Here is a 14,325-nt window from a genome sequence, read left to right on the forward strand (position 1 = left end):
CCGGTGGCCCGGGGACTGGCGGCGCACTGGACGCGACCGGACGGCGGTCCTGTCCATCGCCTCCCTGTCGAGCTGCGGAGTTGCCCGTCCGGGCAACGACGGGCTGGACGGGCACCGGCAGAAACCGGCAGAACGGTTACCCGGGCGGATGGTCCACGCTCCGTGCTCGGTCCGTCTACGCTCCACTGTGGTTACTGGCCGGTTTCGCTGGATCACCTGACCCCGAACCGCCAGGATCACGTGTCGGTGGTGGCCGGCCGAGCCGCGGGGGCGAACAGGGGACCGGAAGATGGCGGAGAACGGCGCCGAGCTGAGGCTCCGGCGGTTGCGCGCCGGGCTGACCCAGGAGGAGTTGGCCCGTCGGGCGGGGATCAGCGTCCGGGCGGTACGGGACATCGAACAGGGTCGGGTACGCACTCCCCGCCCGGAGTCACTGCGCCGCATCGCCGAGGCCGTCGGCCCGCCCGACCCGGAGCCACCCGGCCCGGAGCCGCCCGGCGGGACGGGGTCGCTACGCATCGGCGTGCTCGGTCCGTTGACCCTGCGGGTGGGCGCGGAGCCGGTCGCGCTGGGCTCGGGACGGCAGCGGATGCTGCTCGGTCTGCTCGCCCTGCATCCGGAGACGACCGTCTCCCGGCAGGAGATCGTCGACGTCCTCTGGGGCCACGATCCGCCGGACAGCTGCCTGAACCTGGTGCACACCTACGTGGCCCGGCTCCGCCGGGCGCTCGCCCACCCCGGCGGCGGGACGAGCGGCGGCAGGGCGAACGGCATTGCCGGGGCGGGCGGGAGCGGTGGGGCGACCAGCGGCGGCGGCACGACGATCGTGCACGCCGGTGGCGGCTACCAGCTGCGCGTCGGCCCCCGGCAGCTCGACCTGACCCGGTTCACCGCCCTGATCGGTCGGGCCGAGGGCAGTGTGGCCGGTGACCTGCCGAGCCTGGACCGCCTGGCCGAGGCGCTGGCCCTGTGGCGGGGACCGGTCCTGACCGACCTCGGGCCCGGCCTGGCCCAGCATCCGACCGCCGCCGCCCTGAACCGCCGCCGGATCGCCACCGCCGTCACGTACGCCACGCTCGCCGTGGAGCTGGGCCTGCCGGACCGGGCGGTCCGCGAGCTCAGCGCGGTGGCCAGCCACGAGCCGCTGCACGAGCAGGTGCACGCCCGACTGATGCTCGCCCTCGCCGCCTGCGGCCAGCAGGCCCGGGCGCTGACCCTGCATCGGAAACTACGGGACCGCCTCGCCGACCAGCTCGGGGTGGAGCCCGGCCCGGAACTGCGCGAGGCGCAGCTACGCATCCTCCGGCAGGACCTGCCGGTGATCGTGCCTCGGGCCGGGACGGCCGCCTCGGCTCCGCCCCGGCCGGTCGAGCCGGCACCGCCCCGGATGCCCGGCCACCGGCCGCCGGCCCAACTGCCGGCCGACGTCGCGCACTTCACCGGCCGGAGCAGCCAGATGGCCGCACTCGACACCCTGCTGGCCGCGTCGACCGGCGCCAGCGGGCCGGTCGTCGTCGCCACGATCACGGGCATGGCCGGGGTGGGCAAGACCGCTCTGGCGGTGCACTGGGCCCACCGGGTGCGGCAGCACTTCCCGGACGGGCAGCTCTACGTCAACCTGCGGGGCTACTCGACGGCCAACCCGGTCCGCGAGGGCGAGGCGCTCGCCGGGTTCCTGCACGCGCTGGGCGTGCCGGCCGAGCAGATCCCGGTCGACCCGGGCCAGGCCGCCGCGCTGCTGCGTACCCTGCTCGACGGCCGCCGGATGCTCCTGGTGCTCGACAACGCGGCGAGCGCCGACCAGGTCCGACCGCTGCTGCCCGGCACCCCCGGCTGCCTGGCACTGGTCACCAGCCGGGACCGGCTCAGTGGGCTGGTCGCGATCGACGGCGCGCGCCGCATCGCCCTCGACGTGCTCACCGGGGCCGAGGCCAGCGCCCTGCTGACCCGGATCATCCCTGCCGACCAGGTGGCCGCCGCCCCGGCCGAGATCGCCGAGCTGGCGGAGGTGTGCGCCCGGTTGCCGCTGGCACTGCGGATCGCCGCCGCCGACCTCATCGATCATCCGGGTCGGCCGATCAGCGCGCACACCGCCCGGCTCAGCGCCGGCAACCAGCTCGCCGGGCTGCGGGTCGAGGGGGACGACCAGGCCGCCGTCCGGGCGGCCTTCGACCTGTCGTACGCGGCGCTGCCCCCCTCGACCCGCCGGCTCTTCCGGTTGCTCGGGCCGGCTCCCGGGGCGGACGTGACCGCGCCGGCGGCCGCCGCCGTCGCCGCGGTCGACGAGGCCACGGCCGCGCGGGAGCTGGACCGGCTCGCCGCCGCACACCTGGTGCAGCAGCCCCGCACCGGCCGGTACACCTTCCACGACCTGCTGCGGATCTACGCGGTGGAGCGGGCCACCGCCGAGGACCCGGCACCGAAGCTGCGCGCGGCGAACCGGCGGCTCTACGCCTGGTGCCAGCGACGCACCGAGGCCGCCGCGGCAGCGATCTACCCGCAGATGGTGCGCCTGCCGTCGAGCAGGGACCTCGGCACCGACGACGCGGCGGGGTTCGCCTCGGCCGGCGAGGCGATGGCCTGGCTGGAGGCGGAGCGCACCAACCTGGTCCGGGTCGTCGCGCACGCCGCCGAGCACGCGGACCCGGCCGCCTGGCGCGTCCCCGACGCGCTGCGCGGGTACTACCAGTTCCGCCCACACAGCGACGGCTTCCTGGCGGCGACCCACGCGCTGCGCGCCGCGCAGACCGCCGGCGACGAGGCGGGCGAGGCCGCGAGCCGGCTGGGACTGGCCAGCCTGCACCTACGCCGCAGCGAGTACCGGGTGGGCCTGGAACACGCCACCGCGATGATCGACGCGGCCATCCGGGCGGACTGGCCCGAAGGGCTGGCGGCGGCGTACGGCACCTGCGGGTTGATGCACCTGCGGGCCGGGCGGCTGGCCGACGCGGCGGAGCTGACCCGACGGGCGGTGGAGATCCACGAACGGCTCGGCGGAGCCGAGCGGTTGAGCACCAGTCTCGGCAACCTCGGGGTCATCTACCGCGACATGGGTCGGCTACGCGAATCCGAGGAGGTCTTCCGGCAGGGGCTGGCGCTGACCCGGCGTACCGGCATGCGGATGAACACGGGAATCAGCCTGAGCAACCTCGGGGACGTCGAGTACGCCCTCGGCCGGTACGACGATGCCCTGGCCCACCTCGGCGAGGCCCTGGAGGTGAGCCGGGAGACCGGTTACCGGCCGACGGAGGTGGAGAGCCTGCGGCGACTGGCCGCGCTGCACGTGCACGCGGACGACCTGGCTCGGGCGGCCGAACTGGCCGAGGCCGCACTGGCCCTGGCCGAGCTGGTCGGCGACCCGCCCCAGCAGGCCGCCGCCCGCAACGTGCTGGGCATGGTGCACCTGCGGCGGGGAGACGGCGACGCCGCGGTGACGGAGCACCGGCGGGCGCTGGCGCTGGCCCGGGCCAGCGGTGCCCACGGTGAACAGGCGGAATCGCTGATCGGACTGGCCGAGGTGCACCGACGGACCGATCCGACGGAGGCGCTCGCTGTGGCGGGGCAGGCGTGGGAGGTGGCCCGGGCCGCCGGGTACCGGGTCTGGGTGGGCCACGCCCTGGTCACCAGGGCCGAGGCGCTGAGCGGCCGGGACCCGGTGGCGGCGGTACGGACGGCCCGCGACGCGCTGGCGACGCACCGGGAGACCGGCCATCTCCTCGGCCGGTTGCGCAGCCTGCGGCTGCTCGCCGGGATCGGCCCGGTCGCCGGCCTCACCGCCGCCGAGCAGACGGCGTACCGGCGGGAGGCCGACCGGCTCGACGGCCTCGGCCGGTGGCGGCCCGCCGGCCGGCCGCCCGGCGTCGGGTGACGCGGGACGGCCGGCGCGGTGCCGAGCCGGTGGGGCTGGCCGGCGCGGAATCGGCGGGGCCGGTCCGCGCGGGCCGGTGGGATCAGCCGACGCGGGGTCGGTGGAACCGGTCGGCGGTCCACCCGGAGCGCCCCCTCAGACCAGGTCGAACTCGCGGGCCAGGTACTGGAACCTCTCGACGGTGAGCACGGTGGCCAGGATCAGTTCGTCCTCGGCCGAGAGGTCGTCCACCTCGTCGTCGAGCACCTTGGCGAGGACCTGCCGGGCGGCGTCCGGGTCGACGTGGGTCAGCGGCTCCTGCCGCGTGAGGTCCGGCTGGTCGGCGGTTCCGGCCTCCGGGTCGAACACGGCGGTCGGGTCGTACTCCGCCGCCGGGTGGTGGCCGCCGGACGGGTCGAGCCCGGTGTCGTGATCCTGGGGCGTCCACTGCTCCCGCCCGGTGGTCCACTGGTCGTGCTCGACCCACTGGTCCTGCCCGGTCCACTGGTCCTGCTCCGACCACTGGTCCTGTTCGTCGTCGGACTGTTCGTCGGCCTCCGGGTCCTGGTAGGCGGCGAGGGTCCAGGTCTGCACCACCCTGTCGATCACGCGCGCCATGTCCGCCGCCGGTTCGCCCAGCTCGTCCACGGCGAAGATCTCGACCGGGGGCACGGAGCTGGCGTACTGGTAGACGGTGTCGTAGAAGTCGGCCAGCCACTCGTTGTGCTGGTACCAGTCCAGGTCGCCCCAGTTCTCGCCGAGCAGGCCGGGCAGCAGCTCCCAGCTCGTCTCCGGCTGCCCGGCGAGGATCCGGCCGACGCTCACCGCCGTCCAGTTCAGGTAGAGGTACGCGTCCTCCAGGCTCGCCGGCCCGGTGGGGTCGAAGGTCTCCGGGTAGTTGGTCATCTCGACTCCCCTGTCAGGCCGTCACGGTGAAGTACTTGTTGCTGTCCTCGTCGAGCAGGCGCAGCACCGGATTGCCGGACTGGTCGACGCCGAGCCGGAAGTTGCCGGTGTCGTCGTGGGACTGGGACTTGCCGACCGAACCCGCGTGCTGGGCCCGCCAGGTGATCTTCACCTGGGCCCCGACCTGACCGTTGACCTCCTCGACCCGTGCGCCGAACCGCAGGGTCGACGTCTCGTGGAAGCGGTTCTTGATCGCCTTGATGTCGTACTTGGTCCCGTCCTCGCCGACCACGAGTGGATCCCCCGCCACGGTGTCCAGCACGGTGAGCGACACATCCTGGAAGCTGGCGTACCGGACCCCGTTCTGCTGGACGACCTGGCGATGGCCGGCCTGGTCCGGATCGGTGAAGTAGTGGACCAGGGTGTAGCGGAGCAGCAGCAGCACCCTGATCTTGGTGCGGACCTGGCTGCCCAGCACGGCACCGTTGCGGATGTACTCCAGCCGCATCGCCCCCTGGCGGCCGTTCTGGCCCGCCCGGGCCACCACCCCGTTGGCGGCGGCGCTGTCGACGGTGAGCGTGTCCGGGCCGCTGAGCTGGTCGAATCCGATCACCCGCAGGCTGTCGTGCTCGTGCGCGGCGAGCGCGTGCGCGGCCTGCCAGGCGCTCCGGGTGATCCGGGTGGCGGCGAGCAGGGACACCCGGCCGGCCGGGGCGTTGGCCGCGCCGATCAGGCTCGGCCGGTTGTGCACCCGTCCGCTGAGCGGCGTGATGCGGAAGTGCTTCTCGGTACGCCCCTCACCGGGGGCGATCTCCAGCAGACCGTTGCTGTGCACCAGGAACGCGCCGACGTCGTTGTGGTTCAGCGCGAGCGTGGCCCCCATGACGGTCTTGGCCTGGTGCTGGACCCGGTAGTTGATCCGGAAGTGCGGCAGCCCGCTGGTGATCGGCGTGGTGTCGAAGACGAGGCTGCCGACCTCGTTGAACTTGTTGAACGGGTTCCGGCCCCGGCCGGTGGCCATCAGCGAGATGCTCAGTCCCGAGATGCCCCACATCGGATAGTCGGCGAGCGCGTCCAGGTGGCGGGTCTTCAGGTGCTGGCCGGCCTTCGGCACGTAGTCGAAGGTGGTGAACCGCACCAGCAGTTCCACGCAGACCCGTTTCCGGTCGGTCACGCCGACCTTGCCCCGGCGCAGGTAGCGCAGCCAGTACACGTGGTCCACGGACTGGCTGCCCCGCACCATGACGACCTGTTTGTCCCCGAGTGGGTTCGGTGAGGCCAGCATGTCCAGCGGCATCTCCTTCTCGAAGCGGGCGTCGTTGAAGCCGGTGACCTGGAACAGACCTTCGGTCAGTCCCCGTGCCTGGCCGGTGACGAACGCGGTCAGGCCGGCGGTGGTGTTCAGTACGATGGCTGCCTCTGCCACGGACGTACCTCCGTCTCAGGTGGACCGCCGGACGGGTGACCGACGGGGGTGGTCGGGGTGGTGGCGCGGTGGACCGCGCCGCCGGGGAGCGTCACTCCCGGGCGAAGAACTCGAGTTCGCTGACGGCCACGTCGGTGCCCTTCTCCGCCCGGTACACGTCGGTGACCTGGATCTGCACGCTGGTGACTCCCTTGGCGGCGGTCAGCGTGAGGGTCTGCGGCTCGCCGGTGTCCTGCACGGTCAGCGTGTCCGAGCGGTTGGTGGACCAGACCAGGTGCAACTTTGCCGGCCGGTGCGAGGCGGTGTAGTCCTCCGCCGTCCCGGCGGTGACGATGAGCCGTTCCAGGTCGACCTCGGCGCCGAAGCGCAGGGTCACCGTGGGCGGCTGTTCGGCGTCCCAGCGGACCTGCCAGTGCGTGTTGCGGTACTGGTCGACGGTGAGGTCCGGGCCGTGCTCGGCGACCGACGCGCTGCCGGTCACCTCCACCGGCCGGGCCGCCACGAACCGGGGGTTGAGCTTCCGGTCGACCCAGGCGCGGGCGTCGCGCACCGGCGGCACCACGACCGCGTTCACCCGTTCCCGCAGCGGCGGATAGATCAGGTACGCGACACCGAGCGCGAAGAGCAGCACCGCGGCGACCGCGTTCGCCCGCTGGTAGACGCGATGGAGCACACCGACGACGCCACCGCCCGAGCCACCACCCGAGCCACCACCCGGGGCGCCGGGACGGGTGCCCGCCGCTGCGACCTTCGGGCCACGCCGGGGCAGTAGCCGTTGCCACCACCGGCGGCGGACCACCTCGGCGGTACGCAGCGAGTCGCCGCAGCGGCTGCAGAACCGGCGGGTCGGCGGGTTGCCCTCGCCGCACTCGCCGCAGATCAGGTCACCCGGTTCCAGCCGGCGGGTGGAAGCGCGTCGGCCGGTCGTGGCCGTCCGGGGCCGGACCGGCTGGGGCGTCACCTCCTCCGGTTCGGAGCCGACCAAACCCCCGGCACGGGGCCGCCCGGACGTCCGGCCGGTGGTCGTCCGCCCGGCCTGGCTGGCCGGGTCCTCCTCGGTCGCCACCAGTGGGCTGGTGTGCGGCGCGGCAAGCGCGCGCCGGGGACGCGGCGCCGGGACGGGCTCCTCGTCCGGATCGTCGGCCCGGTCCGCCCCGTCAGCCGGTTCTGGCACGGCCGACGCGACGGCGGCCACCTCGACCGCGTCGACCGGTTCGTGTTCCGGGTCCGATCCGGCCGGCCGGGACAGCCCGGCACGCCCGGCAGCGGTCCCGGACCCTCCAGCGCTCCCGGATTCGCCGGAGGCAGGCCGCGCCGGGCCGGACGGTGGTCCGTCGGGCACGCCGGGCCGGGTGCCGGCGGGGCGCTCGACCGGTCGGGGCAACCGTGCGTTGGCCACCCCCGGTGGCGGTGGGGGCAGGCGGCGCGGCGGCCCACCCGTACCCGGCGGCCTCGCGCCCACGCCCGGCGGGCCAGCCGGTGCGGAACGAAGCCCCGGGACCACACCACCACCGGCACCGGACGGGCCCGGACGAACACCCGGAACGCCCGCGCCGCCGGTCCCCGGCGGACCGGGACGGACAGCCGGGGTCGCTGGGCCACCGGTTCCCGGTGCCGGGATCCCCGACGGCACCGCCCTCGGGCCGACGGTGCCGGGTCCGGGGCGACGTGAAACCGCCGGGCCGGTGCCGGGCGGGCCGGGACGCACGCCCGGGGGCGTTCCGGGGCCGCCCCCTCCCGGCGGACCAGGACGGGACACCCCGGGCGGGCCGGGACGGAGACCGGGCGGCGCACCCGGGCGGCCGGTGCCGGGTGGGCCCGGTCGGGTCCCGCCGGCTCCACCGGGCAACCCCGGGGGACCGCCCAGCCCGGGACGGGCCCCCGGTCCCCGGGCGGAGCCGTCCGAGACCCGGACCACGCCCTGGTCGACCGGGGAACCGCCCGGGGCCGGCGCGATCACGCCGGCGATGCGTTGCAGCAGGGTCGGACGCAGGCGCTGCTCCGGCTCCGGCTCGGGATCGGGCTCCACGGTGACCTTCGGCGTGGTCTTCTCGCCGGTCCACTCGAGGAAGCTCCCACAGGAACCGCAGAAGGTGTCCGCGTCACCGTTGTGGTTGCCGCACTCACGACAGACGATCACGGCCGAGCACCTCCAGGGTCGTCGCGACGTGGGCCGGCACGGCCGCGCGGATCAGCTCCTCCAGGGCGTACCGGGCGACCCGGTCGGGTTCGGCCGCCCGGACGCGGACGTGCAGCCGGGCCGGCGGGACCGGCCCGGTGTGCGATCGCGGGTGGGCCGACCAGGAGACCTCGGCCGAGTCCACGACCTCCACCTCGCCGTCGGTGGCCAGCTCCAGCAGCATTCGGAGCCCGCGCGCGGTGCCCCGTAGCCGGTGCGCCGCGGCCGCGTTGGCGACCATTGCGCGCTGCCGTTCGACCGGCCAGTTCTCGTCCAGGTGCGCACCGACCCACTCGCCGAGCCAGAGCAGGAAGTCCGGCGGCGTCAGCCACGGATCGAGGTACGCGTCGAGGCAGTCCAGGGTGGAGACCACCGGGGCGACCACCTGGTCCAGGGCCGCTGTCCAGCGGACCAGCAGGTCGTCCTCCTGCAACAGGGCGGGTAGGAACCCGGCGACCGGGTACGGCATCCGCACGTCGACCAGGCCGCGCATCAGTGCTCCTCCACTCGGAGCTGGTGGTCGAAGGAGAAGACGAGGCTGTCCGGCTCCAGGTCGACCCGGCCCGCCTCGGCACCCCGTTCCCCGGTCACCGGGTTGGCGGTGAACAGCCTCAGGTCCTCCACCAGCTCCACGCCCCGGACCCGTTGCAGCACGGCGAAGAGTTCCCCGGCCTGCACCGGGCGGCCGAAGGGCCAGCCCAGCCCGTCCGGGCCGCCGCCGGCCAGCGGGCTGAGGAAGCCGTACAGGGCGGCCAGGCCGTCCTCGCGGACCCGGTCGACGCGGACCCGGGGCCGGGCGACCACCCGGGCCACCACGGTCACCCCCCGGTAGCGGGGCGGCTCGACGACCGCCCGGGTACCGATCAGCCGGGTGGCGTCCAGCCGCTCGGCCACCCGGGTCAGACTGGCCTCGGCCGGGATCAGGTCCTCCAGCCGCAGCCGGCCCCGGTCGGTCGGGGCCGCCGGCACCACCAGGATCCGGGCCACCGGCGGGCCGTCGCCGTCGCTCGGTACGCAGCGCACCCGGGCCAGTTCGGGGGCCGCCTCGCGGGCGAGCACCTCGTGGTCCTCGGCGGTGACCGCGCGGTCCCGGCTGCGCAGCGTCAGCGGGCCCCGGCGGCGGGCCTCGTCCAGGGTCTCGCCGTCCACGCCGCCGCTGGCCGGGTGGCGGTTGTCCACTCCGGCGACGTACGGGACGCTGGTGCGTAGCGCGCGGACCGCGCTGGCGGCGACGTTGCCCCGGCTGCCACCGCCGACCGCGTAGCGGCGCAGCCGCAGCCGACTGCCCCGGGGCGGCACGGCACCGTGGCGGCGCAGCGTGCCGTCGGGCTGCCGGACCGCCGGGCCGAGCACGACCTCCCCGGCCACCCCGTCGAGCAGGAAGTGCCGGTCGTCCGGGCCGCTGGCGGCGAAGTGGCGGACCGGGGTCCATGGCTGCCAGCCGTCGTCGGAGCTGACCTCGAGCACCGGGTCGCCGAGGTTGGTCAGCACCGGTCGGCGGGACAGCGGGAAGCGTTGGCCGGGCACCCCCTCCGAGTCGCCGAGTTCCTCGTCGTCGACCAGGTCGGCGTGCACCGCCTCGGTGGTGCCGCCCACGGTGTTGGCGGCCAGGCCGAGGATCACCGGGGTGGCGCGGTAGGCCGGCTGGCCCTCCTCGGGCTCCACCACCCGGGCGCGCAGCCAGCCGGCGAGGACGCCGTCGACCAGGGTGGCCTGGTGTCCCTCGGGTACGTGCAGCAGGAGCGCCCCGGGCCGGTTGAGCGCGCCGGTCTCGTCCAGGCTGACCTCGCACTCCCGCCAGCCGTCGGCGACCCACGCCTCCCAGCGCAGCGGCGGATGCTGCGGGTTGACCCCGACGCCGTCCACCCGGCCCTCGAACTCCAGCCGCACCGCGCAGCCACCGACCGGCCGGTCCAGGCCGACCAGCAGTTCGTCGCCCGGCCGGGGTACGGCGGAGAACGCGGCCACCGGGCCGCCGAGTTCCAGGGCGGCGGTCTGGTCGGTGGTCCCGTCGGCGGTGCGGACGCGTAACCGGGTCAGGGCGCAGGGCGGCACGGTGAGGTCGGCCAGGGTGGTGAAGACCAGCGGGTCGTCGCCGTCGGCGACGGTGACCGCCCGGGTGCCCGCCGGGACGACCTGGATGGCCCGGGCCGGCGTGGAGAGCCAGAACGTCAACGACGTCCGGGCTGCGGTGGGCGGCACCAGGCGCACCCCGATCAGCTCCAGGAACTTCACGTAGAGCCGGTCGGGCACCCGGTTGAGCCGGTAGATGAGCTGGTCGGTCAGGGACGCGAAGGTCTCGATCAGGGTCACGCCGGGGTCGGCCGGGTGCAGGTCGGTCCACTCCGGGCAGCGGTCGGCGATCAGCCGACGCGCGTCGGCGACCAGGTCCTCGTAGGTACGGTCGTCGAGGGCGGGGGCGGGCAGCGCCATCAGTTCGGCACCTCCGCCCCGGCCGGGGCCTCGCCACCGGGCAACGTCCGCAGGTCGAGCTGGAGGCTGTGCGGATCCTCGGTGCCGCGGGCCCGGTAGCGGATGTCGATGTGCAGCAGCCCGTCGCCGCCGGCTGGGTCGTCGGTGACGGCGACCTCGTCGATCTCGGCCCGGGGTTCCCACCGTTCCAGCGCGGTACGGATCTCCACCGCGACCGCGCGGCGGGTCGCGGCGGTGGCCGGCTCGAAGACGAAGTCGCGCAGCCGGGAGCCGAACTCCGGCCGCATCGGGCGTTCGCCCGGGTAGGTCGCCAGGATCACGTGCATCGCCTGCTCGAGCAGGGCGGTCCCGCTGACCGTGGCGAGCCCGCCGTGGGGCTGGACGCGCAGGGGAAAGGCACACCCGGTGCCGATGACGTCGGCCTGCATGGCACTCCTCAGTTGAGCTGGATGGGTTTGCCCTTGATGGCGGTCGCCGCGGTGCCGCTGATGTTGATCTGCGTACCGTCGATGTCGACCGTCTTGGCCTTGAGCTTCAGGCTGGTGCCGCCGTCGAGGGTCATGCTGCCGCCGGGCCCGGCCTTGATCTCCACCGCGGTCTGCCCGGTGCACTCGATGACCAGCTTCCCGGGCCGCTCGGGGGCGCAGCGCAGGGTCACCTCCCCGGTCACCTGGTCCATGGCGAGGGCGAGCTTGTCGCCCTTGGTGCCGAGGACCACGTTCGCGGCGGTGGGCTGGCCCTTGCCGCCGGGCGGTACCTCGTCGTGGAAGACCAGTCGGTTGCCGGACGGCGAGAGCAGCCCGCGCCGGATCACCGAGCCGGCCTGGCCGACCGACTTGACGCCGCTGGTACCCGGTTTCGTCGACGAGGTCTGTGCGCCGTCCAGGCCGTACCCGGTGTGCCGGCTGGGCAGGCTGCCCAGCACGTACGGGCGGCGTACGTCGCCGAACTCGAAGGCCACCAGCACCTGGTCGCCCGGCTCGGGAACGAAGAACGCTCCGGCGACCGGACCGGCGAAGAGCTGCCCGACCGGCGCCCAGTCGGTCTCGTGCTCCGGCGACAGCCAGGGCAGGGCGAGTTTCACCCGGCCCAGGTTCCGCGGGTCCCGGACGTTGCTGACCACCCCGCAGACCACCCCGTCGATCCGACCCGACCCGGTTCCGCCGCCGGTGTCGTCGGTGCCGGTGAGGCCGAGCAGCGACCGGTCCTGGGTGCCGCCGACGGTGAACTCGGTCCGGTACCCGTCGGCGGCCTCGTCGAAGACGTGCCGGGCGGCGCTGAGCGTCCAGGTGCCGGCGAACGGCGCCGGTACCCCGTCCACCCGGATCGCCCGGCCGGCGACCAGCCGGGCCTCGCCGAGCGCCTCCCCCTCGGCCTCGGCGAACGAGCCACCGAGGCCGGCCGCCAGGCTCGCCGCCACCTGCCGGACCGCGCCGTCGGCCCGGTCCGGGACGGGCAGGCCCCGGCCGACCAGGACGTGCGCCCGGGGGCCCGGGGGCGGCCCGACGTCACCGACAGCGCTGTTGCCGGTACGCGGGGCCGGGGCGGCGCGGGGCACGAAGGCGTCGGCGGCAGCGGCCGGGGTCCGGCCCGCGCCCAGGTTCACCCCGTCGGCGGTGGTCGCGGTACGGCTGGCGACCACCGTCGCCGCGACCGGGTCCCAGGCCCGCACCTCGACCTCGGGGGCGAGGTTGCCGGCGGTGACCCGGGGCAGGAAGCGGCGCAGGTTGCCCCGGAAGGTCAGCGGCAGCGGGGTGTCGGCCCGGCTGGCGGTGGTGGCCCGCCGGAAGTGGAACCGGTCGCCGTCGGCGCCGACCTCGTAGCCGAGTTCCCGGGCCCGGCCGGTGAGGAACTCCCAGTCGGTCTGGTCGACCTGGGCGAGATGGGCCAGCGTGCCGCCGGTGGCGTCGATGGTCCCGACGGTGAACTTGGCGGCGGTGGCGACCTGGCGGGCGATGTCGGAGTCGGACTGGTTGAGGAAGGTACGGGTCCGGCGGACCCGGTGCAACCGGTGGTCGTGGGTGTAGCCGCGCACCACCACGTACGCGGTGAGGTCGACGAAGCGGCCTTCCAGGGCGGTCACCTCGCCGCTGATCAGCCGGTGCTCGGCCGAGCCGTCCTGGGTGGGGCCGAAGACCTGCACCGCCGTGCCGAGCTGGAGACCGGCCCGGGTGAGCACGTCACCGTCCAGGTCGGCGAAGGTCAACTCGAACATGTCCGGCAACCAGAGCTGGGTGTCCACCACCACCCGGACGAGACCGGCGGCGACCGGTGCCGGCAGGTTCCGACCGGCCGCGCCGGTGGTGACCCGGGGGCGCAGGGCGGTCGTACCCCAGAGCAGGTGGTGCCGGTCGACGGCGCTCATCGCCGCGCCCCCGGCGTCGGCACTCCCCCGGCACCGCCACGGGTCTGGGCCCGGGTAGGGTCGTCGATGCCGCTCGCCGCGGCCCGTTGCCGCCACTGCGCCGGGTCGGTCCACACCGAGCGGGGCGGTGCCGGGGCACCGGACTGCCTGGGGAAGATCTCCCCCTCGAACACGACCAGGTCCAGGGTGGCCTGGGCCCGGATCGGCTGCCCGTCCCCGTCGAACCGGGTGAGGTTGACGTTCAGCGTGCTCAGCTTGACCGTCATGGAGAGCTTGCCCCAGGTGAAGGTGAGATCGGGCAGCGCGGCCTCGCTGGCGGTGCGGTTCTGGTCCTCGGTGGTGGGCGTTCCGGAGAAGGCGATCAGCTTCTGCACGTCCTGCGCGACGCCGGGCCCGACCAGGAGCACCTCCCCCGCCGACACCCGCAGCGCGGTGTCCGAGGCGATCACCAGGCCCTTGCCCTGCCCGACGAGCTGGCTGGCCCGGGAGGATCGGGTGATGTTCATCTTGGTCGGGTTGTAGGCAAAGGTGACCGTGCCGATCGTCGGCGACGACAGCGACGCCGTCGCCGCCCGGACCTGGAGGTCGGGGAAGAAGCCCTCGTGTACCAGTTCCAGGCGCTCCACCGCCACCTGGTTGGTGTCGGCGGAGAGGTCCGGTCCGGACCACGAGGACGGGCGTACGCCGTAGAGCAGCCAACTGTCGACCGGTTCGCCGTCGGCGTCGAGCAGGGTGACCCGGGCGGTGGTCCGGGTGTCGTCGCCGGTGCCGTCCCGCCAGGAGCCCAGGACGTCGACCAGCCAGCGCTGCAACCGCGCGGAGTGCTCCCGGTGGACGGCCCGTTCCAGCACAATCGGCGGGTAGCTGACCTCGCCCGGCAGGTGGTACTGGCCGACGTGGTCCCCGCTCACCCGGACCACCTCCGGCTTGAAGTCGGCCCGCAGGCCCCGGCAGGAGCGCCAGAGGCCGAGTTGGACGCCGCCGATGGTCACCTGGAACCGCATGGCGAGGCCGAGCTTGTCGGTCCGCCGGACCCCGGGTCCGCTGCGGAACAACTGCGCCAGGCCGCCGGAGGCCAGCCCCTGCGCGGTCTGGTTCGGGTCGCCCAGCATCCCGCCGAGCTGCCCCGCGGAGATCGTCGCCATCACTGCTCCGTTCTTGGTCTGGCT

The 14,325-nt window shown here is 74.7% G+C and carries 9 protein-coding genes; 1 reads left to right on the forward strand and 8 read right to left on the reverse strand.

Annotated elements, in window-relative coordinates; genetic code table 11:
• Positions 1-289 precede the first annotated feature (289 nt).
• Positions 290-3,868 carry a BTAD domain-containing putative transcriptional regulator gene (locus ACZ6Q9_RS23785; protein ID WP_396829595.1) on the forward strand — a complete coding sequence of 1,193 codons (3,579 nt, stop codon included), beginning with the start codon at positions 290-292 and terminating at the stop codon, positions 3,866-3,868.
• 135 nt (positions 3,869-4,003) lie between these two features.
• Here the strand turns inward: ACZ6Q9_RS23785 and ACZ6Q9_RS23790 are convergent, their stop codons facing one another.
• The 8 genes from ACZ6Q9_RS23790 to ACZ6Q9_RS23825 form a co-directional block, all read right to left on the reverse strand.
• Positions 4,004-4,753 (reverse strand): hypothetical protein, encoded by a 750-nt coding sequence (locus ACZ6Q9_RS23790; RefSeq protein WP_396829596.1) that lies wholly within the window; start codon positions 4,751-4,753, stop codon positions 4,004-4,006.
• Between the two features lie 13 nt (positions 4,754-4,766).
• Positions 4,767-6,179, reverse strand: a complete 1,413-nt coding sequence (locus ACZ6Q9_RS23795) for a hypothetical protein (protein ID WP_396829597.1) — start codon at positions 6,177-6,179, stop codon at positions 4,767-4,769.
• Positions 6,180-6,270: 91 nt separating this feature from the next.
• Positions 6,271-7,353 carry a zinc ribbon domain-containing protein gene (locus ACZ6Q9_RS23800; protein WP_393456918.1) on the reverse strand — a complete coding sequence of 361 codons (1,083 nt, stop codon included), beginning with the start codon at positions 7,351-7,353 and terminating at the stop codon, positions 6,271-6,273.
• A 949-nt stretch (positions 7,354-8,302) separates the two neighbouring features.
• Positions 8,303-8,851 carry a phage tail protein gene (locus ACZ6Q9_RS23805; protein ID WP_393456921.1) on the reverse strand — a complete coding sequence of 183 codons (549 nt, stop codon included), beginning with the start codon at positions 8,849-8,851 and terminating at the stop codon, positions 8,303-8,305.
• Positions 8,851-10,791 (reverse strand): putative baseplate assembly protein, encoded by a 1,941-nt coding sequence (locus tag ACZ6Q9_RS23810; RefSeq protein ID WP_393456924.1) that lies wholly within the window; start codon positions 10,789-10,791, stop codon positions 8,851-8,853. Before ACZ6Q9_RS23810 ends, ACZ6Q9_RS23805 begins: the two co-directional genes overlap by 1 nt.
• A complete protein-coding gene (locus ACZ6Q9_RS23815; protein ID WP_396829598.1) occupies positions 10,791-11,219 on the reverse strand; it encodes a GPW/gp25 family protein in 429 nt (142 codons plus the stop codon). Before ACZ6Q9_RS23815 ends, ACZ6Q9_RS23810 begins: the two co-directional genes overlap by 1 nt.
• Before the next feature lie 8 nt (positions 11,220-11,227).
• Complete coding sequence (locus ACZ6Q9_RS23820) at positions 11,228-13,156, reverse strand: phage baseplate assembly protein V (protein ID WP_396829599.1); 1,929 nt, start codon at positions 13,154-13,156, stop codon at positions 11,228-11,230.
• A complete protein-coding gene (locus ACZ6Q9_RS23825) occupies positions 13,153-14,301 on the reverse strand; it encodes a phage tail protein (protein WP_396829600.1) in 1,149 nt (382 codons plus the stop codon). The genes ACZ6Q9_RS23820 and ACZ6Q9_RS23825 overlap by 4 nt, the downstream gene beginning before the upstream one ends.
• Positions 14,302-14,325: the final 24 nt, after the last annotated feature.

The sequence above is a fragment of the Micromonospora sp. NPDC049139 genome, assembly GCF_055586845.1.